This is a genomic window from Sphaerisporangium sp. NBC_01403, from assembly GCF_045040145.1.
GTDB classification, from domain to species: domain Bacteria; phylum Actinomycetota; class Actinomycetes; order Streptosporangiales; family Streptosporangiaceae; genus Sphaerisporangium; species Sphaerisporangium viridialbum.
Genome location: NZ_CP109534.1, coordinates 792649 through 819311, shown reverse-complemented (window position 1 = coordinate 819311; position 26663 = coordinate 792649). Strand labels below are relative to the sequence as shown.

Genomic DNA, 26663 nt, shown 5'->3' with positions numbered 1-26663 from the left:
CGCGGCGACGGCCGCAGTGACGGCGAGGGCGGCCCGCCGCGGGAGAGGAAGACCATGCTGAAGAGGCTGTTACGTAGCCTGCCACCGTTGACGCTCGCCGTAGGCCTGCTGGCCGTGGGGGTGGCCACGCCGACCCTGGCCTCGGCGACCGACGCGGCGTTCGACCAGGCCGCAGGCACGCTCAACGTGGACTACCAGGGATACCTGTCCAAGCACGACATCGTGTACAACAGGCCCAACACCAATCCGAACTACGGCCTCACCGTCGGCAACGGCCGCACCGGCGCCATGGTGTGGAACCAGAACGGCCTGACGATGCAGGTGTCGGGCGTCGACCTGTCACAGCAGTCCGCGTTCGCCGCCGGCCTGGTGAACCTGTACTCCAACCCGGGGATGGACACCGGGTACACGAACTACCAGCAGCGGCTGTCGCTGTACGACGGGACCCTGACCACCAAGTACGACTCCAACAGGACCGTCACCATCCTCGGGTCGCCCAACTCCGAGGTCATGGGCATCCACGTCGACGACACCCGCGGCGGGGTGTCGAGCGTGGCCATGGACCTGAGCATGTGGGACCCCGCGACCGTCACCAACAGCGGCGACGTGCCCGACCTGAACACCTGGAAGACGATCTCCACCTACGCCGACTCGGCGAGCGCCGGGCTGAGCCGAGGGCAGACCGACGCCAACGGGTTCGGCTACACCCTGGCCGCCACCGTGGAGGGCGCCGGCTTCACCACCCAGGTCGTGGACGGCAGGAAGGTGCGGCTGAACATCACGCCCACCTCCAGCTACACGATCTGGATCACCGCCTCCAGCCGGATCAACGCCCCCAACCGCGACTCGGTGACCCAGGCGCGCAACCAGCTCTCCTCGGTCAAGAGCACCGGGTACGCCACGACGTACACGAACTACCGCAACTGGTGGCACGCGTTCTGGAACAAGTCGTTCGTCCAGTACTCCAACGGCTCGCGCGACGCGGACTACATGGAGAACGTCTACTACCTGAGCACCTACATGATCGCGGCCGGGGGCTACGGCAACTACCCGCTGCACTTCATCAACGGGGTGTTCCGCGCGACCCAGGACGCCACCAAGTGGAGCAACGCCTACTGGTACTGGAACCAGCGCGACGTCTACAACTCGTTCCTGGCCTCCAACCACAGCGACCTGATGGACGGCTTCAACAAGCTCTACAGCCGTAACTACAACGCGCTGAAGGCGTACACGCAGACCAGGTACGGCGTGGACGGCCTGTGGGTGCCGGAGACGATGGGCTGGGACGGCAACGCGCGCGGCACCGTCGGCAGCGACTACACCAAGAACATCCTGTCGACCGGCTACGAGGCCGCGTACAACATGTACCTGCGCTACCGGTACACCAACGACGCCAACTACCTGCGCGACGTCGCCTACCCGTACATGCGTGAGACGGCGAAGTTCTACTCGGCCATGCTGTCGTACGACAGTGCGAGCAACACCTACTACATGGCCAACTCCAACTCCCACGAGACGTACTGGAACGTCCGCAACGCCATCACCGACCTCGCGGCCGTGCGGAGCATCTTCCCGCTCACCATCCAGGTCAGCCAGCAGCTCGGACTGGACAGCGGCCTGCGCGCCGGCTGGCAGAACGTGCTGGACCGCCTGGTGCCCTACCAGGTGGCCAACGGCGCCTACCAGCCGCACCAGCCGCCGATCTCGCAGACCAGGAACAACGAGAACGTCTCGGCCGAGCTGATCTGGCCGTACAACATCACCGGCATCGGATACCCCGACTACCAGACCGCGGTCAACACCTGGAACCAGCGGCCCTTCCCCTACGGCAACGTGTGGTCCAACGACGCGGTGCAGGCGGCCCGCCTCGGCCTCGGCGACCAGGCGTACCAGGGCATGAAGACGATGCTGCAGAAGTACCAGAACTACCCCAACGGCATGACCAACAACACCAACGGCGTCTTCGAGTACCTCGGCGTGCACCTGTCGGCGCTCAACGAGTCGCTCATGCAGAGCTACAACGACAAGATCCGGGTGTTCCCGGCGGTGCCGGGCGACTCCTCCTTCGTCGGGAAGTTCACCCTCCTGGCCAAGGACGGCTTCCTCGTCAGCTCCGAGCGCGAGGCGGGCGAGGTCAAGTACGTCGGCCTCAAGAGCCTGTACGGCAAGCAGGCCACGGTGGTCAATCCCTGGGGCACCCAGCAGGTGCGCGTGCGCCGCGCCTCGGACAACGCCATCCTGGCCACCTCCTCCAGCGCCGAGATCTCCTTCGCCACCGCGGCGAACACGGTCTACGTCGTGGAGCGCACGGCCAAGCCGCTCAGCTCGTACTCCTCGGCCCGGCTCACCGGCACCGCCAACCAGAGCGTGAAGACGCTCAGCGGCACCGCCTCGGCCCTCGGCATCGGGACGACGGGGAACGCGCTGGTCAACGACACCGAGCTCACCTACGACGCCAACTGGTACCACACGACGGCCAGGGGCTACGGCGACTACAACGACGACACCCACCACACCAACACGGTGGGGGCGACGGCCCAGTACACCTTCACCGGCACCGGCATCGAGTACCTCTCGGAGCGCAACGGTGACATGGGCAACGTGGACGTCTATATAGACAACGCCCTGCAGGCCAACGTGAACCTGTACGTCTCGGGCGCCAGGCAGGCCCAGCAGGTGGTCTTCAGCAAGTCGGGGCTGTCCAGCGGCCAGCACACGATCAAGATCGTCAACAAGGCCACCGCCGTCGGCATGGTGGACGCCCTGCGCGTCCTCACCGGGACGTCCGGAACCCCGACGGTCAGCCTGCGCTCCAAGGCCAACAACCTGTACGTCACGGCGCCCAACGGCTCGCCGCTGATCGCGAGCAAGACCAGCGTGGGAACCGCAGAGCAGTTCGAGCGCGTGGACCTCGGCGGCGGCAACATCGCGCTGAAAGCGAGGGGCAACGGCCAGTTCGTCAGCGCCGAGAACGCCGGGGCCGCGGCTCTGATCGCCAACCGGCCCTCCGCCGGCTCCTGGGAGACCTTCCAGCTGATCAACAACCCCGACGGGACGGTCAGCCTCAAGGCCCAGGTCAACGGCCAGTACGTCTGCGCCGACGGCGGCGGCTCGCAGCCGCTCATCGCCAACCGCACCGCCATCGGGCCCTGGGAGTCGTTCGACCTGATCAGCAACTGAACCTCGCGGGCCTCTGAGCCTTATCACCGAGTGAACCCCGGCGACGCGCCCGGCGGGCCTGTCAAGCCCCCCGGGCGCGTTCCGGCACGACTTCCACAGGAGAACCCGTGAGACGAGCAGCCGTTCCCCGTCTATCCCTGGTGGTAGCTTTCTTGACCGCTTTGCTCTCGACAGTGGCCGCCGCCGTGGCGGCCGGCCCGCCCGCCGCCGCGGCGGCCGCGTGGACCGGCACGTGGGCGGCCTCGCCGCAGCGCGGTGACACGGCCTTCAACCGGCAGACCATCCGCCAGGTGGTGCGCACCAGCATCGGCGGCACCTCCGCCCGCATCCAGCTCTCGAACGCCTTCGGCACGCAGCCGGTGACCTTCGACGACGTGCACCTGGCACGCCGTACCTCCGACTCCGGAGTCGATCTCTCCACCGACCGGGTGGTGACCTTCGGCGGCCAGCGGTCCGTCACCGTCCCCGCCGGATCGCTGGCGGTCAGCGACGCGATCGGCTTCACGGTCCCCGCGCAGTCGGACATCGTGGTCAGCGTCTACCTTCCCCAGCCGACCGGCCCCGCGACCTACCACCAGACCTCGACCCAGACCAACTACATCGCCTCGGGCGACGTCAGCGGCAACGCCTCCCTCTCGGGCGCCCAGCAGGCCGGCAGCTACTACTTCCTGGCGAACGTCGACGTGCAGAACGCCTCCTCGCAGGGCGCCGTCGTCACGCTGGGGGCCTCGATCACCGACGGGGTGGGCTCCAGCTTCAACGCCAACCGGCGCTGGCCCAACCGGCTGGCCTCCCGGATCATCGACTCCGGCCGCGTGGCCGGGGTGCTCAACCAGGGCATCAGCGGCAACAAGCTGCTGGCCGACGGCGCGGGACAGAGCGCGCCCAACCGCTTCGACCGCGACGTGCTCAACCAGCCGGACGTCCGCTGGGTGATCTTCTCCGACGACCCGATCAACGACCTGGGCTCGTCCTCGCCGCCGCCCCAGGCGTCGCGGCTGATCGACGCGGCCAAGCAGCTGATCGACCGCGCCCACCAGCGGAACATCAAGTTCATCTGCTCGACGCTGACCCCCTTCCGCGGCTCGGGCGGCTGGTCGCAGGCGGCCGAGGACCAGCGCGTGGCGTACAACAACTTCGTCCGCGGCGCGGGCAGCGGCTGTGACGCGGTGCTCGACCAGGACGCGGCGACCAGGGACCCGGCCAACCCGACCATGTTCCTGCCCGCCTACGACACCGGCGACCACCTGCACCCCAACGAGGCGGGCCTGCAGGCCATCGCGAACGCCGTCGACCTGAGCTGGTTCGGCGCCCCGGTCACGCCGGTCTCCTCGGTGGTCAGCCTGCGCTCCCGGGCCAACAACCTGTACGTCACGGCGCCCAACGGCTCGCCGCTGATCGCGAGCAAGTCCAGCGCCGGCGCGAGCGAGCAGTTCGAGCGCGTCGACCTCGGCAACGGCAACATAGCGCTGAAGGCGAGGAGCAACGGCCAGTTCGTCGCGGCCGAGAACGCCGGCGCCCAGGCGCTCATCGCCAACCGCGCGTCCGCGGGCTCGTGGGAGACCTTCCAGCTCATCAACAACCCCGACGGTACGGTCAGCCTGAAGGCGCAGGTCAACGGCAAGTACGTCTGCGCCGACGGCGCCGGTTCCCAGCCGCTCATCGCCAACCGCACCGCCATCGGCCCCTGGGAGTCGTTCGACCTCGTCAGGAGCTGACACGACCACACTCCGGGGCGCACGCCGAGCGCCCCGGAGCGTGTTTCACGGGCGGCGCGTCCTCCGGGTCAGGTCCGTACGGCCGTGATGAAGGCGAAGCTGCCGGGACCGGAGGCGTCGCGCACGGTCATCCCCGCGTCGGCCAGCCACCGTCTGATCTCGTCCATCTCGAAGAGCAGCATCCCCTCGACCCGGCTCGGGAAGTAGTGCGAGCTCTGGAAGTACCGGACGATCGGGTCGGAGTCGAACAGGAAGGTCATCATCGTGAAGGTGCCGCCCGGCCGCAGGACCCGGCCCACCTCGGCGATGGCCCTGGCCGCGTCGTCGGGGAAGGCGTGCAGGGCGTTCCAGCAGTTCACCGCGCCCAGGGTGGCGTCGCCGAACGGGAGGTCGAACGCACTGGAGCGGACCGCGGGCACCCCGGGCAGCCGGTCGCGCAGCGCCCCCAGCATCGCGAGGTCGATGTCCAGGGCGATCAGCCGGTCCTTGCCCACCGCCCGGGCCACCACGGCCGTCCACCTGCCGGCGCCCGCCGCGAGGTCGAGCACGGGGCCGTCCACCGGGCGTATCCGCCGGACCAGGTAGGCGTCCTCGTCCGCGGGGGTGACGGCGCCGCCCCAGTTCGCCCCGGCGATCCGCAGGAACGCCGGCCGGAGCACGGCCTCGTAGTGGACGCCGAGGCCCGGCATCTCCCCCAGCCGCGACAGCAGGCCGGCGGTCGCGTCGTCCAGGACGTCCGGCTCGCGCACCCCCGCCGACAGGTCGAGGACGCCCCGCGCGATCGGGTACCGGGTCGAGCAGGCCTCGCACCGCACCATGTCGTGCGCGAAGCCGAGCGTGCCGCGGCAGGACGGGCAGCTGAAAGCGTCCGCGTGGCGGGCGAACATCTCGGTCCCGGACCCGTCGAAGGGGGCCTCGATCGGATAGCCGAACGAGCCGGCGCCATCGGGCGAGGCCACTTCGCGGGTCGCCGCGGGGGCGCCGAACCGCACGGCCCAATACGCCATCGCCCCCGAGTAGCCGAGCAGGGTCCGGGTGTCGTTCTCCCAAGCGGTGGTGGCCTGCCCGGGGGTGAGGGTCTGGAGCCACTCCTGGTGGAACTCGCGCTCGTCCTCGGTCAGCACCCACACCGACGGCGAGGGCCACAGGGTGCCGAGGTCGGGGGCGTCGAGGTCCAGCGTGCTCAGGGCGCGGTCGAGCCTGCTCAGGTCGTCCGGGTCCAGCTCCAGGTGCTCGACGGCCGCGAGGATCCTGTCCCGGTCGCCGGGGAAGTGCGACAGGAGGTACAGCAGGGCGAGCGTCAGCGGCCGGCCCGCCACGGCGTCGCCGGCCAGGTCGAGGTACCGGTCGAGGCCTCCGCGCACCGCCGTGGCGACCGCGCCGTCGACGACGGGGTACTCGGCCTCGGCGAGCAGAGCCAGCAGGATGATCACGTAGCCCCTGCGGTCGTCGCCCGCCTCGTCCAGGTAGGCCACGAGAGCGGGCACAGCCGCCGCCGCCTCGTCCGTCAGCTCGCCGTCGTGCCACAGCGCGCCGACCAGACGCCGGTACTCCGTGTGGAGGTCGTCGGGACCTGCGGTGGTGAGGCCTGCCAGCAGTTCCGCGATGGTCAGCCGCATGGTGGAGACACTCATGTGCGCGTCCTTTCCCGAAACGAGCCCGCCGGGCTCCGTCGGCCGGCGTGCGTCGACCGCCCCCAAGGTGCGCCGCCATGTGCCGCTCCGGCGGCCCGGTTCGCTCCGCGCTTCCGGCGCTTCCGGTGAGATGCGGATGGCCGTTCGTCCGAGCTTCGCACCGGCGGTTCCCGGAGTCTTCTCCGAACGTGCTCACCGGCCGGGCGCGGCCCCGCATCGGCCGGACAGCAACCATAGAGATGCGGCGGGCTCCCGGCGGCGCCCACGATGGGCGTCAGTGAACGGTTCCGCGTCTTCGCGCCCGGCCGCCAAGGGGTGCCCGGTCGCGCCGGTCGGCACGCCTCTTGTCCGTTTCGCCGGCTTCCCTCGGCCCGGTACGGCGTGTGAGGCCACTCGATGGGAGTGACGGACTAATGACCAGCGAATTGATCAACCCTGCCGACATCGGCACGCACTACGACGAGCGCTCGCCGATCGGGGACGAGTTCCGCAACGGCCAGCTCCACATGTGGTACTGGTACGACAACGAGGACGACACCCCGCTGAAGGACGCCGTTCACCGGATCAGCCGCAAGGTGACCGACACGCTCGGCCTGCGCCCCGGCGAGCGTCTGCTGGACGCCGGATGCGGGCCGGGCGAGACGGCGGTGTACCTCGCCAAGAACCTCGGCGTGCACGTCACCGGCATCACGGTGAGCGCCTTCGAGATCGACAAGGCCAACGAGCGGGCCGCGGCCACGGGCGTGAGCGACCGGGTGCGCTTCGAGTACGGCGACTACATGGACCTCGCGTACCCCGACGACTCGTTCGACGCGGTGCTCGCGCTGGAGTCGCTCCAGAACGCCCAGGACCTCGGCCAGGTGCTGAGGGAGCTGTACAGGGTGCTGCGCCCCGGGGGCCGGATCTCCTTCTCCGACTTCAGCCTGGAGTCGGCGGCCGATCCGGACAGGGTGGCGAAGTTCATGGACACCCTCAAACTGCGGGAGCTGCCCACGCTCGCGGAGTGGATCGAGCACGCGCGGAGCGCGGGTTTCGAGGTCGAGGAGTACACCCAGTGCGGCCCGAGGGTCTTCGGGAAGAAGTCGAAGTACATCAGGTCCGCGATGGACCAGAGGGACACGATCATCGCGAAGTTCGGCGAGGAGGCGCTCGCCGAGTTCTCCCGCAACCATCTGGGTTTCTTCGCCCCGCGCAAGGACCAGATCGGCTACGTGATCCTCTCCGCCCGCAAGCCGCGGCACTAGCGAAATCCCCCAGGTCACCGGCGCGCCCCCTAATCCCCGGGTAAGGGGTGACCGTGGGGGCGGGCGCGCGCATCATGGAAATGCGCGTCAAGTCGCACGTCACCCGGCATCTTCGCCGGGCGAGCGGCGAGCGGCGAGCGGCGAGCGGTGACCGGCGCCGGCACGTCCGGTGCGCGCGCCAGAGCCGGCGGTCCGAATCGATCGCGACCGGAGCACCACGATCCTCCGGTGACGTCCATCGACGACCGTGGTCCGTCGGCGTTTCTCCCCGTAATCGACCGACCAGCGGAGCTGAGATGACCACAGACCATGCTTTGCACCAGCCCGAAGGCACCTCGGAGTTCTACGACATCTCCAACCTGATCCTGCTCGAGGTGTGGGACGAGAACTTCCACCAGGGGTACTGGCTCTCGGCGGACGACGAGAGCTCCAACAAGGTGGCCACCGACCGCCTGACCGACCTGCTCATCGAGAAGTCGGATCTCGGGCGGGGAGGCAAGGTGCTGGACGTGGGCTGCGGCGTCGGCACCTCCGCCTTCCGGCTGGCCGAGACCACCCCTGCCGAGATCATCGGCATCTCCAACAACCAGGCCCAGATCGACGAGGCCGGCCGCCGCGCCGCGGCCAAGGGCCTGGCCGACCGCGTCAGCTTCGAGTACGCCGACGTGCTGGCGCTGCCCTACGCGGACGGCTCCTTCGACGTGGTGTGGGTCTTCGAGGCGCTGATGCACATGGACCGCACGGCGACCCTGCGCGAGATCCTCCGCGTGCTGCGGCCGGGCGGGCGGGTCGTCCTCACCGACTTCCTGCTGCACGGCCCGCTGAGCGACGAGGACCGGGCGAGGGTCGCCGGGCACATGGAGGAGATCCAGGCCAGCCCCGTGCTCGACGAGGACGCCTACCGCACCCTGGTGGCCGGGACCGGGCTGGAGCTGGTCGAGCTCCTGGACATCAGCGAGAACACCAGCAAGACCGCCCGGCGGGTGTACGACGCGGTGAACGAGCGGTTCGACGAGCTGGTCGAGCGCTACGGGCCGGAGGCGGCTGAGGTGCTGAACGCCTTCCGCAACCCGATCGGCCTGCGGCCGGAGATGGGCTACCTCATCGCGGTCGCCGTCAGGCCGGCGGCCTGACACAAAGCTCTGCCGGCCGTGCCCAGCTTCATCGATGGGCACGGCCGGCAGGGTTTTGGGGGGCCTCAGTGCTCGTCGGCGATGCCGAAGTGCGCCTTGGCGAGCTCGCGCTTGGCGATGGTGGACAGGAAGACGGCGAATCCGGCGTGGCTGTGGAACATGGACATGTCACGCCACACCCGCTCGATGCGCTGCCCCTGGCGGACCGCGCTGGAGCCCGCGGTGGGGAACAGGTAGTTCTCGACAGCGTGCCAGCAGAGCTTCACGACCTCGTGGCAGATGGCGGCGATCCGCATCTCCTGCTCCTTGGTGACCGCCGGCGCGCCCTTGGCCGTGGTCTCGGCCCACTGCTGGACGGCGTTCATGATGGCCGCCTCCCCCGTGGCGATCATCCCGGCGGCCTCGCCGTACCAGAACTGGTAGTCGGGGGCCTCGGCGCGGGTCATGGTCGGCGGGAACGCGGTGGTCCGCGTGCGCATCAGCTCCTCGTAGGCGTCGAGCGCCCCGAGCGCCATGCCGACGGCGAGCACGGCGTCCTCGATGACCATGAAGCTGAGCTGGCCGCCGCCGTACAGCGGGTTGTCGTGCAGGTCGCGTCCGGGTGTGCCCTCGTTGACGGTGACCTGGCTGACGTGCGTGGGGAGGGTGTAGCGGGCCGGGACCAGCCCGTTCTCCATGACGATGCTGTGCGATCCGCTGCCCTTGAGGCCGAGCTGCCCGCCCCAGTCGTTCAGGCGCCTCCACTGGCTACGCGGGGCGACGAACAGCATCGGCGCCGGCGGCTCGCCCTCGGCGGGCGACACCAGCGTGTGGCCGATGAAGTGGGTGGCGTAGGGCGAGCCCGAGCAGTAGTTCCAGGTGCCGTTGAGCAGCCAGTCACCGTCGGGCGTGCGCTCGACGGTGCCGCTCGGCATCACCGTGGCGGGGCAGATGAAGTCGCCGGCCTCGAAGAACTCGGCCTGTGCCCGCTCGTCGAACAGCGAGGCGGCCATCAGTGCGTGGGCGTGTCCCAGGCAGTACATCCAGCCGGTCGAGGGGCACCCCCTGGTGAGGGCCATCACCACTCGCAGGAAGGTGTCGATGCCGAACTCGTACCCGCCGTAGCGCCGCGGGACGAGGATCCGGTAGAAGCCGGCCTTGAGGAACTCCTCGTGGGTGTCGGGCGCGTAGAACGTACGTTCCTCGGTCTCGGCCTGGCGGGCGACCAACGTCGGTGCGATGGCCTCGGCCCGTGCGATGATCTCTGCGGGCGTGAGCCCGGGCTCGGGCGGGAAGACGACTCCGTACTCGGAAACATTCGTGGCTACTGCCATCGCTGCGCAGGTCCTTATCTCGAATGGGTGGCGGGTAACGGTGGCGCCGTGACTTCACCGCGTGCACGGCGACGCCGTGCACGTGCCGCGGCTCACCGTTCATTACGCGGCCGTCACCACCGGCCCGCCGTCCCCGAGAGGCGACAGGTCCCTCCGGACGGGGAGGACGCACCCCCGAAATGGCGGCGGTCATCCGGTCGCACGGCCTTTGCTCACATCCGGCCTTACGACCAAGCGTCACTCGCGCCCGCCGGACGGGGCATCTCCTGGAATGCGCTGTGCCATTTCCCGCGTGCCGCCGGGGAAACACCGCATTTTGGAAAATGCGCGGGGTCCGCCGGAATGCAAAGGTCAAGACCTGCCGATCGGCTATCGCGGCTCCCCGGCCACACGACGACATCCGGGGCCGCCCGCCGATCGGCCTGAGCCAGCCAGAACGTAAGAAGGTGCGTCAAATTGGTGGAGTTGTCGAAACCCGTCGGGTCCCGTCCCGTACCCCTGCCATCCCGGCTTCCGTCACTGACCGGAATGCGGTTCATCTCCGCGGCGATGGTGTTCCTGACCCACGCCCTCGGCGCCGGCCTGTTCGCCACGGCGTGGCTGAACGCGAGCACCACGACGCTGGTCGTCCAGGGCGGCTGGGCGGCGGTCGTCTACTTCTTCGTCCTCAGCGGCTTCGTCCTCACCTACGCCCAGCGCTCCTCGGACACCACGGGGATGTACCTGCGGCGCCGCATCCTGAAGATCTACCCGAACTACGCGATCACCCTCATCGCCGCGCTCATCCTGGTGAGCGTGGTGGCCAAGACGGCCATCGACGGCAAGATCGCGCTGGTGCACTTCCTGCTGCTGCAGTCGTACTTCCCCACGATGGACGTCAGGATCGCCTTCAACTCCCCGGCCTGGTCGCTGTCGTGCGAGGCGCTGTTCTACCTCTGCTTCCCGCTGATGGCGCGCTACATCCGCCGGATCAGGCCCGAGCGGCTCTGGGCGTGGGCGGGCGTCATCGTGGCCGTGACCGTCGCCATCCCGTCGCTGTCCAAGCTGCTGCCGGAACAGCCGCTGATCCCCGGCTTCCCCATGACGGAATCGCAGATGTGGTTCGTCATGCAGTTCCCGCCGGTGCGGATGCTGGAGTTCGTCTTCGGCATGATCCTCGCCAGGATCGTCATGACCGGCAGGAGGCTCCCGCTGGGCCTCGGCGGCTCGCTGGCGCTGGGCGTCGCCCTGTACGCCCTCGCGCCGTTGCTCCCGCTGAGCTACACCGTCGTCGCCATCTGGATCGTCCCGCTCGGCCTCATCATCGCCGCGGGAGCCGCCGGGGACGCCAAGGGCAGGACCAGCTGGATCGGCAGCCGCCCCATGGTCAAGCTGGGTGAGTGGTCGTACGCCTTCTACATGTGGCACTACCTGATCCTGATCTACGCCCGCCAGTGGTTCGGCTCCCCCAAGGGCTGGAGCACCCCGGTCGGGTTCCTCATGCTGGGCGTGCTGTTCGCGATCACCCTGGGGCTTTCGTGGCTGCTGTTCACGCTGGTCGAGAACCCGATCATGAAGCGCTTCGCCACCCCCAAGCGCCGCCGCCGCGGCAGCCCGCCTCCTCCGCCGCCGCCGATCGAGGGCCCGCCCGCCGGCTCACCGGCCCACACGGCCGCTCACCCGCCCGCGACGCCCGAGCAGGCGCCCGCGCCGGTCACCTCGACGGCACCGTCCATCGCCCCCTAGTCGCCCCCGCCACGGGGAACGCCCGGCCGCCGGTCTCGTGACCTGCGGCCGGGCCGGACATCTCCAGGAATGCGCCGTGCCGGTTCGCACGTGCCGCCTGGGAAACACCGCATTTTGGGACATGCGCGGGATCCACCAGCGTGCAAGGGTCAAGACCTGCTGATCGGTGCACGGTGGTCTCCTGACCACATTCGGGGCGTCCGTCGTTCGGCCTTTGCCGGCCAGAACGTAAGAAGGTGGTCAAATTGGTGGAGTTATCCCAACCTGTCAGGTCCCGTCCTGCGGCACTGCCGTCCCGGCTTCCGTCGCTGACCGGAATGCGGTTCATCTCCGCGGCGATGGTGTTCATCACCCACGCCCTGGGAGCCGGCCTGTTCGCCACGGCCTGGTTGAGCACCAGCGCGACGATGATGATCATCACAGGCGCCTGGGGGGGTGTCAGCTACTTCTTCATCCTCAGCGGCTTCGTCCTCGCCTATGCCCAGCGCTCCTCGGACACCACGAAGACGTTCCTGCGGCGGCGGTTCCTGAAGATCTATCCGAACTACGCGATCACCCTGGTCGCCGCGCTGATCCTGGTGAGCGTGGTGGCCAAGACGGCCATCGACGGCAAGATCGCGCTGGTGCACTTCCTGCTGCTGCAGTCGTACTTCCCCACGATGGACGTCAGGGCCGCCTTCAACCCCCCGGCCTGGTCGCTGTCGTGCGAGGCGCTGTTCTACCTATGCTTCCCGCTGCTGGCGCGCCACATCGGCCGGATCAGGCCCGAGCGGCTCTGGGCGTGGGCGGGCGGCGTCGTGGCCCTGGTCCTCGCCGTGCCGGCGCTGGTCAAGCTGCTGCCGCAGCCGCCGCTGGTCCCCGGCGGCTTCCCCATGACCGACCTGGAGATGTGGCTCGTCATGCAGTTCCCGCCGGTGCGGATGCTGGAGTTCGTCTTCGGCATCATCCTGGCCAGGATCGTCATGACCGGCAGGAGGCTCCCGCTGGGCCTCGGCGGCGCGGTCGCGCTGGGCGTCGCGCTGTACGCCCTGTCGCCGTTCCTCCCGATGAGCTACAGCGTCGTCGCCATCTGGATCGTCCCGCTCGGCCTTATCATCGCCGCCGGAGCCACCGGTGACGCCAAGGGACGGACCCACTGGATCGGCAGCCGCCCCATGGTCAAGCTCGGTGAGTGGTCGTACGCCATCTACATCTCGCACTCCCTGATCCTGACCTACGTCCGCCAGCTGTTCGGCTCACCCAAGGGCTGGAGCACTCCGGTGGGGTTCCTCATGTTCGGCGTGCTGTTCGCGATCACCATCGGGTTCTCGTGGCTGCTGTTCACGCTGGTCGAGGACCCGATCATGAAGCGCTTCGCCACCCCCAAGCGCCGCCCACGCCACGGCGCGCCTCCCCCGCCCCCGATCGAGGGTCCACCCGCGGGCACTCCGGCCGAAACGTCCGAGGCGCCCGAGCAGGTCACCTCGACGGCGCCGGCCGTAGCCCCCTAGCTACCGCCCGTCCACCACGGGTTTACGCCCGGCCGCCTGCCCGGCGGCCGAGGCGTCGTCCTAAGGAACGAACCGACGATCCGCCCGCCATCCCCGGCGGGCGGATCTTTCGCGTGTGAAGGACCTTCACCGGTCGGCGTCTCCGGAGACACGACGATGCCTGACCGCCGAAGCGATCGGGCACCGTCGTTCCGCCGGCTGGCGCCTAGGCGTCGGCGACGGCGGGGATGACCCGCTTGCCGATGAGCTCCACCTGACGCACCGGGTCAGGGCCGGCCAGGATGCCGATCGCCGTCTGCACCCCGGCCTGGCCGAGGCCGTTCAGCATCTCGACCAGCGCGTCGGCGTTGACACCCTCGCCCATGTCGAACGGGAAGATGCAGGTCTTCTCGATCGCGTCGTAGTCGCGGCCCTCGGCCTCGCAGTGCCCGCGAAGGACGTCCAGCTTGGCGGGCAGCTCGGGGCCCGGGTAGAGGTTGCAGGCGTCCGCGTAGCGGGCCACCAGGCGCAGGGTCTTCTTCTCGCCGCCACCGGCGATCATGATGGGCGGGCGGGGCCTGGTGATGCTCTGCGGGAGGTTGAGCGCCCGCTCCAGCCGGTAGTGCTTCCCGTCGAAGGGCCGCTCGTCGCCCCGATCGCCCTCCCACATGCGAAGGCAGATCTGGACCGTCTCCTCGAGCCTCTCGAACCGCTCGGTCAGTGAGGGGTACGGAATGCCGAGGCCCTGGGCCTCGGTCTCGTCCCAGCCGACGCCGATGCCGAGCATCGCCCGGCCGCCGGACAGGACGTCCAGGGACGTCACCATCTTGGCGAGGAGGGACGGGTGCCGGAAGTTGACCCCGGCCATCACCGGCGCGACCCGGCAGCGCCGCGTGTTGGCGGCGATCATGGTGAGCGCGGTGAAGGACTCCAGGAACGGCGCCTCCGGGCCGCCGTAGTGCGCGCCCTGCCAGAGGTGGTCGCCGACGCCGACGATCGAGAAACCGGTGTCGTCGGCGGTCTGTGCGATCTCTACGAGCGTGTCCGCCATTCTGGCGGGCCCGCCGTCCCAGGTGTAGTCCCCGATTACCAAGCCAACCTTCATGCCGGCCTCCCATCCTTGCTTTCGATGACGTGTGTTTGTCAGCGGCCGGCGGCCTTGTAGCGCAGGACGCAGACCCCGGTGCCGAACAGCCGGGTGTCCACCAGCGTGAGCTTGATCCGCTCCTTGACGTCCGCGAACAGGGGCTTGCCCTGACCGAGGACGACGGGGTGGACCCACAGCCGGTACTCGTCGATGAGGTCCTGCCGCATCAGGCTCTGGGCGAACCGGGCGCTGCCGTAGATCAGCATGTTCCCGCCCGGCCGCGCCTTGAGCCTCGCGATCTCCTCGGCGGCGTCGTCGCCGGCCAGCCGCGCGTTGTTCCAGTCGAGCTTCTTCAGCGTGCGGGAGAAGACGACCTTCTCCATGCCGTTCATCTTGTCGGCGAACTCGCCGGTCTCCTTCGGCCAGGCCCCGGCGAAGATCTCGTAGGTCCTGCGGCCGAGCAGCAGGGTGTCCACCCCGGTGATCTGCTCGTCGGCGTAGCGCTCCATGTCGTCGTCGAAGACCTCCATGTCCCAGTCCATCTCACCGGCCGGACCTTCGATGAAGCCGTCGAGCGTCAGGAACTCCGCCAGGATCACTTTCCGCATGGCGCCTCCTCTGATCGGTGCCGTTCGCCGGGGCTTCAGCTCACCTCGGCGGGCACCCGGGCGCTGAGCAGCACCGGGAGGCTGCGGTGGCCGTTCATGATGAAGGTCGGCAGCGGCTCAAGCGCGTCGCCCGGCACGGCCAGGGTGAGCTCGGGGAAGCGCTCGAACAGCGTGGACAGGCCGATCGACCCGATCAGGCGGGCGATGCCGGCGCCCAGGCAGTAGTGGGGGCCGTAGCCGAACGACAGGTGCTCCTTGTCGGGACGGGTGATGTCGAAGCTGCCCGCGTCCTGCCCGTGGAGGGAGGGGTCGCGCCCGACCGCGCTGTAGTTGATGAGGATCGGGTCGCCCTTGGGGATGGTGACGCCGTCGAGCTCGATGTCGGCCGCGGCGAAGCGCAGCGGCAGGCTGGCGAGCGGCGCCTGGCAGCGCAACGTCTCCTCCATGACGCTGTCCCAGGAGATCTGCCCGCTGGTGACGAGGTCGCGCTGCTCGGGGTGGGTGAGCAGGCCGGTGGTGGCGTTGTCCAGGAAGTTGATGGTCGTCTCCGAGCCCGCGCCGAGGATCGCGAAGATCGTGTCGGTGAGCTCGTCCTCGCTGAGGCGCGAGCCGTCCTCGTCGCGCGCGGCGATGAGGTCGCTGGTGATGTCCTCACCGGGGTTGGCGCGCTTCTCCGCGATGAGCTGGGCCATCGCGTCCCGCCAGCCGGCGAGGATGGAGCCGGCCTGCTCGGGGCTGACGGTGGTGTCGACCATCATGTCGATGACCACGGCCGTCTTGGCGAGGGCGGTCTCGTCCATGCCGATCAGGTCGGCGACGAGCCGGGCCGGCAGCGGGAAGCAGAACCGCTCGCGCAGGTCCACCACCTGGCCGGGCTCGGTGGCGGCGAGCCCGTCGAGGAGCTGGTTTGTCAGCTCCACGATGCGCGGCCGGATGGCCTCCACCCGGCGCGGGGTGAACGCCTTGCCGATCAGCCTCCGCAGGCGCATGTGGTCCTTGCCGTAGGAGGTCGAGATGTTGTTCATCGCGACCCAGCTGATCAGCTCCCAGTCCGGCGGGATCTCGCCGTTGAGGAACGCCGTCCAGTGGGCGCGGGCGCTCTTGGTCACCCGGGGGTCGGTCAGCAGCCGGCGGATGACGTCGTGCCGGCTGATGTACCAGGCGAGGACGCCACCGGGCAGCTCCACCTGGGTGGCGACGCCCTGCGCCCGCAGCTGGTCGGCCTCGGCGTGGATGTCGGCGCCGGTGATGTCGAGGACGGGGCAGCGTTGTTCCATGAATGTCTCCAAGATCTGGCGCTGGCCGGGCTCCCGGCACACCAGCGACGTGAGGTCGGCCTCCCCGGAGCACCGGGGAGGCCGGGGAACGCGGGGCTATTCGGGCAGCCGGATCGACAAAGAGTGGCGGAACCGGTTCCGCGGGTCGTACTTCTTCTTGACCTGCTGTAGGCGGGGGTAGTTGTCCTTGTAGTACAGGGTGTGCCAGGGCACCCCGGAGGTGTTCAGCACGGGGTCGGCCAGGTCGGCGTCGGGGTAGTTGATGTAGGCGCCGTCGCTGTACTCGTCCGGCCCGGGGACGCCGCCGCTGTCGGCGTACACGTCGGCGAACATCCGCCGCATGAGCGCGAGGTTGGTGTCGTCCTCGGCCGGGCTCCCCCAGGCGCCGAGGAAGGCGGCCTTGAGGATGGAGTCGCGCTGGGCGGTCGCGGTGGCGTCGGGGGCGACGGTGTTGACCTGGCCGCCGTACCCGACGAGCAGGAGCTGGGTCGGGTTGTACACCTCAGCGGTGAAGTGCCGGTAGATCGCCGCGATCTGGCGGTCGGTGTACCCCTTGCGCAGGTACGCGGCCTTGATCTTGAAGCGGCGCACGCCCGGGTTGCCGGGGTCGCCGTAGCCGGGGTAGGCCGCGGCGTACAGCCAGGGCTGCACGTCCTGGAACTTCATCATCGGCTCGACGCCCACCCCGGCGCCGACCTCGTCCAGGAACGCGGTCATGAGGGCCTCCGCGTCGGGCACCCCGTCGTCGATGAGAGCCCCCAGCATCAGCCCCGGCGGGGTCGAGCTGTGGGTGCCGTGGAAGTAGGGGAACAGGTTCGCCTGCGGTGTGCCGGCGGCGCTGTTGTTCTCGCACCAGGTGCCGAAGTTGCGCAGGAGCGTGGAGAAGCTCTCCTCGCTCATGCCCTCCCACGACCAGATGGCGACCCCGCTGCGCGTCGCGGACGGCGCCTTGGGGAGCAGCTCGGCCGGGTTCGACGAGGTCGCGCCGGGGGTGCGCATCCAGTAGCGCGTCACCACGCCGAAGTTGCCGCCGCCGCCGCCGGTGTGCGCCCACCACAGCTCGCGGTGCGGGTCGCCGGGCTCGCGGGTCGCCACGATGGCCCGCGCCTCGCCGTCCTCGCCGACGACCACGACCTCCACCGCGTACAGGTAGTCGACGACCGCGCCGAGGCTGCGCGACAGCGGGCCGAACCCGCCGCCCGCGAAGTGCCCGCCCACGCCGACGTCGGGGCACATGCCGGCGGGGACGGTCACGCCCCAGCCCTTGAACAGCACCCGGAAGACGTGGCTCAGCATCGCGCCGGACTCGATGGCGAACGCCCGCATCGCGCTGTCGTAGTAGACGTCCTGCATCTCCGAGATGTCGAGGAGGATCTTGACCTCGGGGTTGGTGATGAAGTCCTCCAGGCCGTGCCCGCCGCTGCGCACCGCGAGCCGCCGCCCGGTGGACACGGCCTCGTTGACCGTGTCGATGACCTGCTGCGTCGTGGTGACCACACGCACGAAGTCGGGGCTGCCGACGAACCGGTGGTTGGTCCCGCGCAGCATGCTCTGGTAGCGCGGGTCGTCGGGGGTGATGGTCGTCGCCTGGAACGTCCCGCCCGCCGCGCCCGCGAGACCGGCGGCGCCGTTCGGAAAGGCGCGGCTCTGTAGATCGGTCATATTCGTTCCTCCAGTGGCGGCCCGGCGGTCGGCATCACCGCGCGGCCGTTCATGGGTCAAACTCGGCTACCTCCAGCGTGCGGTCCGCCGCGACACGGGTGCATCTCCCGATGTGCTCTTTATAAGGCGGCGCGATGAAATGCGCTGCCATTACCGGCGCCGCGGAGAACACCGCACTCGCAAAGATGCGGCACCCGGGACTGTGACAAAGCATGAGCCTCAGGAATCAAGGAGTCCCGCGCGTTCCATGAGCCCGGCCGCAGATCGCGACCAGGCCGTTCGTGCTGCACGGGCTCCTGTCTCGCGGCACTTGGAGAAAGGACCCGCACGTGGGTGAGGCGAACCAGCAGGACAGAATCACCATCGACGCGCTGTTCACGGGATACCCGTTTCCCAATTTCCTGGAGCCTATCGAGGAACGGGCCAGGGAATTCGAGGAGCTGCATCCCCGGTACCGGATCAAGGTGGGCAGTTTCTATTTCCAGAACCTCGGCGAGGAGATCTCCAAGGCCACTCTGGAGGGCCGCCCCCCGACGATGGCGTCGTACTACACCGGCGCCACCCAGATCGCCCGCGACACGCTGAAGGCGGACGGCACCCCGCTGTTCACCTCGGTGGAGAAGGCGATCGGCGGCCGGACCGAGATCCTCGGCCACCCGGTCGTGCTCGACGACATCATCACCGCGTGCCGCGACTTCTACACCATCGACGGCACGGTGGCCGCGATGCCGCTCAGCGTCTCCACCATGCACCTGTACACCAACGTGACCCTGCTGAAGGCGGCCGGCGTCACCGAGATCCCGCGCACCTGGCGCGAGATCGAAGCGGCGTGCCAGGCGGTCGCCGAACTGGAGGACGGCCCGTCCCACGGCATCAGCTGGGCCAACGACGGCAAGTTCTTCCAGCAGGCGATGGCCCAGCTCGGCGCCCGGCTCGTCGACCACGAGAACGGCCGCGACGGCCGGGCCACGACCGTGGACCTGACCTCCCCCGAGATGCTGGCGTACGTCACCTGGTGGCACCGCATGCACCAGGACGGCCACTACCTGTACACCGGCAAGGTGGAGGACTGGGAGGGCTCGTTCAAGGCGTTCGCCGACCAGCAGGTGGTGTTCCGGCTCAGCTCGTCCTTCGACGGGCCGTACATGGTCAAGGCCGGGCAGGACGGCGGCTTCGAGGTGGCCGTGACCCCGACGCCGTACAGCGACGACTTCCCGCGGGCCGGGAACTGGATCGGCGGCGACGGCATCTGGCTGGCGGACGGCCTGGACAAGGAGACCGAGGACGGGGCGCTGGCGTTCATGCAGTACCTCAGCACCCCGGCCAACGTCGCCAAGTGGCACAAGTCCTTCGGCACCTCCCCGGTCACGAACGGGGCGATCGCGCTGCTGGAGAGCGAGGGCTGGTTCGACGGCGAGCACGCCTACCACCGGGCGACGGTCGAGCAGCTCAAGGCGACCGACGGCACCCCGGGCGCCAGCGCCGCGCTGCTCGGGCACTTCGCCCAGATCCAGCACGCGATGATGAACGCGATGGAGGACGTCATGGGCCGTGGCGCCGACCCGGTCGCGCGGTTCACCCAGGCCTCCGCCGAGGCCACCAGGCTGCTGGACGACTACGGCGCCCATTGCCTGGCGACCGGCCCGCGCCCGGCGCACTGCCTGGTGGTGGACAGCTGATCGCACGGCGAAGGGCCGGCGGGGAGACTCCCCGCCGGCCCTTTTCGTATGGGGACCGAGGTCAGACCCGGACCTTCTTCTTGGGCCTGGGGATGTCGAGCGGACGTCCCGCCGTGTGGTACAGCCACCACTGCACGAGCATGAGGTTGACGACCCAGCCGATCCACCGGGCCCCCTCCAGCATGTAGGTGAAGCCCACGTCGAACGGGAGCCGCATCAGCACGTTGACGATGAGCACGCCCCAGATGTTGTTCATGACGATCGCGAAGCTGTAGAGCATGAAGCGGCGGTGCAGGTCGTACCGCTTCCGCACGGCCATCACGTACGCGGCCGCGGTCGTCGCGATCCACAGGGTCGTCGACGCGGCCACGCCGATCTGGCCGACCGGCGGGGCGAACCGCACGATGATCAGGCCGATGACGCCGCCGACCAGCGCCGACACCACGTACACCCGGCCGAGGGCCCGGTGGACGGCCGGGTGCCGCTTGCGCAGCCACGGCCACACCTGGAACACGGCGGTCACCATGGCCAGCGTGCCAGTGATCATGTGGACGACCAGCAGGGGGTAGTACGCCGGGAAGCCGTCGTGCGGGGGCGTCGGCGCGGTGCGCTCGGGCACGTACGGCGTGACCTGGTAGACGATGAAGCCCACGACGACCAGCAGCAGCGGGATGATCCAGGGCCGCCGCCAGAAGCGCGGAGACGTGCTGGACGTGGGGGCCGGCGGGCGTTCCGGCTCGGCCGGGCGCGCGGGCGCGCCGGAGTGCGTGTCAAGGGTCACGGTTGTTTCCTCCTGCTCGACGAGCTCCGTCAGGAACGGAACACGTAGCTCACATCCGGGGGCTGTTGTCCTGCCAGCAGGGAGCCGAAGACATCGGCTACGGCGCCCGGTCCTTTCGCGTGCCGGATGGTGAGCCACGTCGCCGTACTGTCGACGAACCCGTCCTCGGCCTCGGTGTAGCGGGCGTGGTAGCGGTCCGCGCCCTCCTGCTCGATGGTCTGCGCCTCGACCAGCGGGGTGAAGAAGAACTCCGGCTCGGGCCCGGGCAGCGCCGGCGGCTCGATGCTGGAGTCGGGGTGGGTGAAGCCGACCATCGCGGTGTGGCGCAGCTCGGGCGCCAGGCGCTCGCAGACGGCCGACTGCCTGCCGGCCTCACCGGTGAGGTCGACGAACACCACCGGGCCGGTGGGGGGCAACGACGACAGCGCGTCGTAGGAGACGACCTTGTCGTAGAGGCCGAGGCCCTCGACGAAGGCGGCGTTGCCCGCCGAGGTGACGCCGATGGCCGCGAGGCCGGCCCGCCGGGACGACAGGCGCTCGGCCAGGCCGATGGCCACCTTGCTGGACGCGCTGGTGACCACCACGGACCGGACGCCCGCCGCGGCCTGCCTCTCCAGCATGTCGGCGAGGTTGAGGACCGCGGGGTAGACGGCACGGACGATCGCCCTGCGGTCGTCCCGCTCGCCGGGCTCCCCCACCCGCTGGAAGTTCCAGTACCAGGGCGGCAGGTAGTGAAGTGACGGAGTGGTGTCGGCGAACCCCCTGGGCGTGGGCTCCGGGGCGGCGACGTGGTGGCTGGACATCGGCATGAGGCCGTAGAAGCGGCTTCCGACCGCGATGTCCGGGTGGCGGGACTCCTCGACGCGCGAGAAGCCCCAGACCGGCACCCGCCCGTAGCCGTCGGGGCCGGGGAAAGCGTCCCAGTAGGAGAAGCCGGGCTCGGAGAAGCGCGCGTAGGTGGCGTTGTTGGTCGTGAGGCCGAACCTCTCGACGGCGAGGCTCACCTCGCCGGGCTGAAGGCGGGGGGACGGCGCCTCCCTGACCTCACTGACCGCGAGATCGTCGAGCTTGAACACCAGATCCCATCTGTCCGGCTGAGGCACTGGCATCTCCTAGGTACGTCGCGCGGTGAGTGACGCCGAATCACATCGTGATCCGCCGCCCTCGCGCGCGGCATCTCCTGGATTGCGCGGTCGCGGACCGGCGGGGCACGACCGCCGACTCCGCACTCTGGAAGACGCCGCACGGGGCGCGGCGGCTTCCGCCGGACGTGGAAGACGCCGCCGCGGCGAGCGGTGAAGCTCGCCGCGACGGCGTCCGTTATCGCTTGCGACCCGCCGGCCACGGCCGGGACGGGCGGGGGGTCACCCGAGGAGCTGGCGCACCTCGATGCCGCCACGCCAGGTGCCCGGGCTCTGCTGGGCGATCTCGACCGCGTGGTCGATGTCCCGCGCCTCGATGATGGTGACGCCGCCCAGCACCTCCTTGGAGTCGACGAGCGGGCCGTCGGTGACGCCGTCGGCGCGCACGGCCTTGGCGCCCGTGCTGGAGTGCAGCGCGCAGCCGCTGACGATGCTGCCGCCGAGCTCACCGATCTTGTCCGCGTAGGCGCCGTGCGCCTCCAGCTCCTCCGGCGGGGCCTCCGACCAGTCGGCGGGGGCGGGCGCGTAGAGGAGAAGGGCGAACTGAGCCATAAGGGTTTCCTTCCGTTGTCGATGTGTGTCTTCAACGAACCGGCCACCACCGCGTCGGCGATCACCGGAGACGATGGTACGGTCCGTGCCGTCCTGCGTCCTGACGTCGGACGCATTCGGCCGGCATCTCGGGCGGGCCCGTCGGACAGGCCCGCCCTCGACGCAGGCGTCAGACCTCCTGGGTGGCACGCTCCTCGCTGGGCGCGGGCTCGGCGTCCGCCTGGCCCGCGGGGCCGCCCTGGGCGGCCTGCCCGAATGGGGGCAGGTCCTTCAGCACGACCGCGTTGAGGATGGCGACTCCCAGGATGATGAGGGCGCTCAGGGCCGCGACGACGTGCAGCCCGCTGGTGAACGCCTCGCGTGCGGGGACGAGGATCGCCGAGGCGACCTGCTCGGGAAGCGTGGCGGCCGCCGAGGTGGCGCCGGCGACGCTGTCACGGGCGGCGTCGGCGGCCCCCGCCGGGACCCCGGCGGGAATGGCGCCGGCGATCTGCGAACGGTAGACGAGGGTGCCGATCGTGCCGATCGTTGCGACGCCCACCGCGTAGCCGAACTCGATGGCGATCTGCGACATCGACGAGGCCGACCCGGCCTTCTCCGGCGGGACGGAGCCCACCACCAGGCCGATGCCCAGGGTCAGCAGCGGGCCGCCGCCGAGACAGCAGATGGCGTAGCCGACGATCAGGCCCATCGGGTCGCCGTTCGAGCCGGACTGCGTGAGCACCAGCAGGCCGGCGACCACGATCACCAGGCCACCGGCGACGAGGTGGCTCGGCCTGAACCGGCCGGCGAGCTGCGGGCCCACCGTCATGCTGATGATGCTGACGACCAGTCCGGGCAGCAGGCCGAGACCCGCCTGCAGCGGCGTCATGCCGGCCACCTGCTGGAAGTACTGCGCGATGAACAGCATCGTCGTGCCGGTGAGCGCGTTGTAGAGCAGCATGCTCAGCAGCTCGGTGTTGAAGATGCGGTTGTTGAACAGGCGCAGGTCGAGCAGGGGATCGCTCAGCGCGCGCTGCCTGCGCACGAACACCACGGCGAAGACGGCGCCGATGACGAAGGACACGACGGGCGCCACCGCCCAGCCCTCCCTGGCCAGCTCCTTGATGCCGTAGATCATCGGCAGGACCGCCACCAGCGACAGGGCCACGCTGGCGAGGTCCAGCCGCCCGGCCTGCGGGTTGCGGTACTCGGGGATGAGCTTCGGGCCCGCCACGAGGAGCAGCACCATCGGCGGCACTCCCACCAGGAACACCGAGCCCCACCAGAAGTGGTCCAGCAGCACCCCTCCGACGAGCGGGCCGATGATGGCGCCGACCGAGAACGCTCCCGCTATCACGCCGATGGCGGAGGCGCGCTGCTTCTCGTCGCGGAACATGTTGCTGACCAGTGAGAGCGTGGAGGGGCCGAGCGTGGCGCCGGCGATGCCGAGCACCGCCCTGGCCAGGATCAGGGTGATCGGGCTGTTGGAGTAGGCGGCGATCACGGAGGCGGTTCCGAACGCCGCCGCGCCGATCAGGAGCAGCTTACGGCGGCCGATCCGGTCACCGAGGTTGCCCATGGTGACCAGGAAGCCCGCCACCATGAAGCCGTAGATGTCCACGATCCACAACTGCTCGACGCTGGAGGTGTGGAGCGAGCTGCTCAGATGGGGCAGCGCCAGAAGGACCACGAAGATGTCGATGGACACGAGCAGGGCGGGGAGGGCCAGCACGGCCAAACCCACCCATTCGCGTTTCCCCGCTTTGGGTTGAGCAGCGTCTGTCACGTTCCTGTTCCTCTCTTCGTCGGCCGCCATCAATGCAAGGCCGCACTTGGTGAGATAGGGCGATTTACACGGATGTGCTCACGTCAAGCCGGATCCCCCGGGACAAGCGAGAGGGGGCGAACCGGCCAGCGACTCCTGACAGCGGCGCCCCCTTTCATCGGGATCCCGGATCTTGACGGTCACTCGGGCGGCGCCCACCGGACGGGTTGTGCCCGGACGAACGGAGCGCCCAAGGATCGCCGCGAGAGGATCCGGCGGGAGACAGAGCAGTAATCCCGCACACCCCGCGTCACGAAAGGCAGGAAAGCGGGGAAATTCGCGAGCCGCGCCGAATAGGCCGGGACTCGGTCCGAGCGAGCGGGCGGGGAACACGCCGGCGCCGTCAGGCCCGCCGCACTCACGGGCCGGTCACCGAGAAGCGGACCCGCCGGTGGGACCAGGTCAAGCCGTCCACCTGTCATGCCGGCCGGCACGCTCCTTCCGCTTTGCGCGCGGGCGGCCGTCGCCCGCGAAGACTCTTCCAGCATTATCTCCTCGGCCACCCGGGGCGGCTTCTTTCAAAATGCTCTGGTACTCGCCCGAAAAATGCTGATTAAAGGTAAATAGCCGTATTCGCGGGTTGCCATTCGGGGACATGCCGAGCCCGTACGGCCGTCCAGGGCGGGGGCCGCCGGTTAGGCCCGCAGGCCCGCCTTCTCCACCCGGCGGGCCGGCCACGTGCCGACGATGCGGTCGCGGCCCCGGTTGCCCCGCGCCAGCAGGTCGGCGAGGGCGCCCGCACCGGCGTGGTCCAGGCTTCGCAGCGCGTGCGCCGCCTGCGACAGCTCCCGGACCACCGTCTCCAGCACCACGGCCACCGCGTCGGCGTTCTGCTCGAGGATGTCGCACCACAGCTCCGGGTCTCCGGTGGCGATCCGCGTCGCGTCCTGCAGCCCCCTGCCCACCAGCGACAGCATCGTCTCGTCCGCGCCCGCGAACCCGGCCGCGAGCGCCGCCGCCACCACGTGCGGCGCGTGCGACACCGCGGCGACGACCCGGTCATGGGTGCTCGGAGCGAGCACCTCGGGCTCTCCCCCGCACACGGCCACCAGCTCGGCCACCAGGTGAAGGTGCCCCGGCGGCGTCGCGGCGTGCGGGCAAAGCGCCCAGGGGCGGCCGGTGAACAGGTCGGCGCGGGCCGCGAACGGACCCGACAGCTCGCGGCCCCCCATCGGGTGCCCGGGCACGTAGGTGGTGAGATCGCAGCCCGCGCGCTCGGCCTCGGCGACGATGCGGGCCTTGGTGCTGGCGACGTCGGTGTACACCGCGCCGAGGCCCCGCGCCTGGGCGTCGCGGAGCACCGGGACGACGGTGGACGGCGGCGTGGCGATGACCACCACGTCGGCGGGGGGATCGTCGGGCGCCAGCGCGACCCCCGCCCCCATCAGCACCGCCTTGGCGACCACGTCGCCGTCACGGTCGGACAGCGCGACGCGGATGCCGGAGCGCCGCAGCGCGAGCGCGATCGAGGTGCCGATCACGCCGCTGCCGAGGATCGAGACGCGGCGAAGTGTGGACGGATACATCAGCCCTCCCGAAGTGCCCTGACCGTGCTCTCAGCCGGCCAGAAGCTCCCGCTGTGTGGACAGCTGACGGCCCATGAACCCGCTCAGGTCCTCCATCGCGTGCGCCAGCGCCGCGAGGTCCTCCCCGACCAGCGCCTGTGGCCCGTCGCACAGCGCGATGTCGGGGTCGGGGTGCACGTCGACGATGAGGCCGTCGGCGCCCGCCACGATGGCCGCGCGGCTGAGCGGCAGCACCAGGTCGCGGCGGCCGCCGGAGTGCGAGGGGTCGACGACGACCGGCAGGTGCGACAGCCGCTGCACCACCGGCACCGCGGAGATGTCGAGCGTGTTGCGGGTGGCGGTCTCGAACGTGCGGATGCCGCGCTCGCACAGCACGATGTCGAGGTTGCCGCGTTGCGCGATGTACTCGGCGGCCATCAGCCACTCCTCGATCGTGGCGTTCATCCCCCGCTTCAGCATGACGGGCCTGCCCGCCGACCCGACGGCCTGGAGCAGCGGGAAGTTCTGCATGTTGCGGGTGCCGACCTGCAGCATGTCGGCGTAGGAGGCGACCATGTCGACGTCGTGCGCGCCCACGACCTCGGTGACGATCGGCAGGCCGGTCTCCTCGCGCACGTCGGCGAGGATGCGCAGCCCGCGCTCGCCCAGGCCCTGGAAGGCGTACGGCGAGGTGCGCGGCTTGAACGCGCCGCCGCGCAGCAGCGTCGCGCCGGCCGCCTGCGCCATCCGGGCGGAGGCGAGCGTCTGGTCCGGCGTCTCGACGGCGCACGGCCCGGCGATCAGCGTGACGGTGCGGGGGCCGATGGAGACTCCCCCGACCTCGACGACCGAGCGGTCAGGATGGTGCTCGCGGCTGACCAGCTTGTACTTCGCCGAGATGCGCGTGACCTGGCCGACCCCCCGCATGCCCCGCAGGTTCAGCGTGGCGAACTGGTCGATGTCACCAACCAGGCCGATGATTATGCGGCTGACCCCACGGCTGACGAACGCCTCGCCTCCCGCCGACTGGACCAGTGACACGACGGCCTGAATGTCCGGCGGGGTGGCGTCCGCGGTCATCACGATTACCATGTATTTGCGGCCTTTCTTCGCTCATTCCGATACCAGGCCGTCTTCGTGACGCCGA

General features: G+C 69.8%; 19 protein-coding genes. 7 read left to right on the top strand and 12 right to left on the bottom strand.

What is annotated here, in order from left to right; translation table 11 throughout:
- The first annotated feature begins 87 nt into the window (after nt 1-87).
- Both OG589_RS03475 and OG589_RS03470 read left to right on the top strand, forming a co-directional pair.
- On the top strand, nt 88-3180 hold the full coding sequence (locus OG589_RS03475) for a glycosyl hydrolase family 95 catalytic domain-containing protein (RefSeq protein ID WP_405146079.1): 3093 nt from the start codon (nt 88-90) through the stop codon (nt 3178-3180).
- A gap of 152 nt (nt 3181-3332) precedes the next feature.
- Entirely contained in the window at nt 3333-4898 is a 1566-nt protein-coding gene (locus tag OG589_RS03470) for a GDSL-type esterase/lipase family protein (RefSeq protein WP_405146078.1), read from the top strand.
- A 68-nt stretch (nt 4899-4966) separates the two neighbouring features.
- Here OG589_RS03470 and OG589_RS03465 read toward each other — a convergent pair whose 3' ends face one another.
- On the bottom strand, nt 4967-6532 hold the full coding sequence (locus OG589_RS03465; protein WP_405146076.1) for a class I SAM-dependent methyltransferase: 1566 nt from the start codon (nt 6530-6532) through the stop codon (nt 4967-4969).
- A 413-nt stretch (nt 6533-6945) separates the two neighbouring features.
- Here OG589_RS03465 and OG589_RS03460 point away from each other — a divergent pair, with 413 nt between their 5' ends.
- Together OG589_RS03460 and OG589_RS03455 are read left to right on the top strand one after the other, a co-directional pair.
- Nucleotides 6946-7776: a methyltransferase domain-containing protein gene (locus OG589_RS03460; protein ID WP_405146074.1), complete on the top strand. Its 831-nt coding sequence runs from the start codon at nt 6946-6948 to the stop codon at nt 7774-7776.
- Between the two features lie 296 nt (nt 7777-8072).
- Nucleotides 8073-8909 (top strand): SAM-dependent methyltransferase, encoded by an 837-nt coding sequence (locus tag OG589_RS03455; RefSeq protein WP_405146072.1) that lies wholly within the window; start codon nt 8073-8075, stop codon nt 8907-8909.
- Nucleotides 8910-8974: 65 nt separating this feature from the next.
- On the opposite strand, the gene OG589_RS03450 is transcribed toward OG589_RS03455, so the two are convergent.
- Nucleotides 8975-10222, bottom strand: coding sequence for an acyl-CoA dehydrogenase family protein (locus OG589_RS03450; RefSeq protein ID WP_405146070.1), 1248 nt, complete (start codon nt 10220-10222; stop codon nt 8975-8977).
- Between the two features lie 528 nt (nt 10223-10750).
- Here OG589_RS03450 and OG589_RS03445 point away from each other — a divergent pair.
- On the top strand, nt 10751-11947 hold the full coding sequence (locus OG589_RS03445) for an acyltransferase family protein (RefSeq protein WP_405146068.1): 1197 nt from the start codon (nt 10751-10753) through the stop codon (nt 11945-11947).
- Nucleotides 11948-12264: 317 nt separating this feature from the next.
- Entirely contained in the window at nt 12265-13437 is a 1173-nt protein-coding gene (locus OG589_RS03440; RefSeq protein ID WP_405146066.1) for an acyltransferase family protein, read from the top strand.
- A gap of 205 nt (nt 13438-13642) precedes the next feature.
- On the opposite strand, the gene OG589_RS03435 is transcribed toward OG589_RS03440, so the two are convergent.
- The 4 genes from OG589_RS03435 to OG589_RS03420 form a co-directional block, all read right to left on the bottom strand.
- Nucleotides 13643-14521 (bottom strand): LLM class F420-dependent oxidoreductase, encoded by an 879-nt coding sequence (locus OG589_RS03435; protein WP_405146064.1) that lies wholly within the window; start codon nt 14519-14521, stop codon nt 13643-13645.
- 38 nt (nt 14522-14559) lie between these two features.
- Nucleotides 14560-15111: a dihydrofolate reductase family protein gene (locus tag OG589_RS03430; RefSeq protein WP_405146062.1), complete on the bottom strand. Its 552-nt coding sequence runs from the start codon at nt 15109-15111 to the stop codon at nt 14560-14562.
- A gap of 35 nt (nt 15112-15146) precedes the next feature.
- Entirely contained in the window at nt 15147-16388 is a 1242-nt protein-coding gene (locus OG589_RS03425) for a cytochrome P450 (RefSeq protein ID WP_405146060.1), read from the bottom strand.
- Nucleotides 16389-16484: 96 nt separating this feature from the next.
- On the bottom strand, nt 16485-18050 hold the full coding sequence (locus OG589_RS03420; protein ID WP_405146058.1) for a BBE domain-containing protein: 1566 nt from the start codon (nt 18048-18050) through the stop codon (nt 16485-16487).
- Between the two features lie 329 nt (nt 18051-18379).
- On the opposite strand from OG589_RS03420, the gene OG589_RS03415 reads away from it, so the two are divergent.
- The gene (locus OG589_RS03415; protein ID WP_405146056.1) at nt 18380-19729 is read left to right on the top strand and encodes an extracellular solute-binding protein; all 1350 of its coding nucleotides are present in this window, start codon (nt 18380-18382) and stop codon (nt 19727-19729) included.
- 61 nt (nt 19730-19790) lie between these two features.
- Here OG589_RS03415 and OG589_RS03410 read toward each other — a convergent pair whose 3' ends face one another.
- The 6 genes from OG589_RS03410 to aroF form a co-directional block, all read right to left on the bottom strand.
- The gene (locus OG589_RS03410) at nt 19791-20510 is read right to left on the bottom strand and encodes a DUF2306 domain-containing protein (protein ID WP_405146055.1); all 720 of its coding nucleotides are present in this window, start codon (nt 20508-20510) and stop codon (nt 19791-19793) included.
- A 29-nt stretch (nt 20511-20539) separates the two neighbouring features.
- A complete protein-coding gene (locus tag OG589_RS03405) occupies nt 20540-21613 on the bottom strand; it encodes a DUF2855 family protein (protein WP_405146053.1) in 1074 nt (357 codons plus the stop codon).
- Between the two features lie 261 nt (nt 21614-21874).
- Nucleotides 21875-22204 carry a YciI family protein gene (locus tag OG589_RS03400; RefSeq protein ID WP_405146052.1) on the bottom strand — a complete coding sequence of 110 codons (330 nt, stop codon included), beginning with the start codon at nt 22202-22204 and terminating at the stop codon, nt 21875-21877.
- Nucleotides 22205-22373: 169 nt separating this feature from the next.
- Nucleotides 22374-23930 carry an MFS transporter gene (locus OG589_RS03395; protein WP_405146050.1) on the bottom strand — a complete coding sequence of 519 codons (1557 nt, stop codon included), beginning with the start codon at nt 23928-23930 and terminating at the stop codon, nt 22374-22376.
- Nucleotides 23931-24646: 716 nt separating this feature from the next.
- The gene (locus OG589_RS03390) at nt 24647-25537 is read right to left on the bottom strand and encodes a prephenate dehydrogenase (protein WP_405146048.1); all 891 of its coding nucleotides are present in this window, start codon (nt 25535-25537) and stop codon (nt 24647-24649) included.
- Between the two features lie 30 nt (nt 25538-25567).
- Nucleotides 25568-26608, bottom strand: a complete 1041-nt coding sequence (gene aroF, locus OG589_RS03385; protein WP_405146046.1) for a 3-deoxy-7-phosphoheptulonate synthase — start codon at nt 26606-26608, stop codon at nt 25568-25570.
- Nucleotides 26609-26663: the final 55 nt, after the last annotated feature.